This is a genomic window from Methylobacterium sp. CCH7-A2 (genome assembly GCF_001557075.1).
GTDB lineage: Bacteria > Pseudomonadota > Alphaproteobacteria > Rhizobiales > Beijerinckiaceae > Allobosea > Allobosea massiliensis.
Genome location: NZ_LSKN01000306.1, coordinates 1 through 208, shown reverse-complemented (window position 1 = coordinate 208; position 208 = coordinate 1). Strand labels below are relative to the sequence as shown.

The window sequence follows — 208 nt, the reverse complement described above, 5'->3', positions numbered from 1 at the left end:
AGGTTCCTGTCCCTGTAGAGGTGCCGGCTGAAGCAGATCGGGTCCTTTCGATTGCCCGCGACAGCAGGGGCAGGCCATATCCTGGATATCGGCAACCTGCTCGATGCGCGGCAGGTGCGCGGGCAGCGAGCCGCGGTTGGCGCGACGCTTCTTGACCCGGTCAGCGCGCTTGGCGGGATCAGCCGCTTCCTCGCCGGCGAGGCCCTCG

1 protein-coding gene is annotated in these 208 nt (G+C 68.3%); it reads right to left on the bottom strand.

Features of this window, described 5'->3' with window-relative positions; translation table 11 throughout:
- Positions 1–208: transposase (locus tag AX750_RS26315; protein WP_197432860.1), on the bottom strand; the 208-nt coding region annotated here is incomplete at both ends.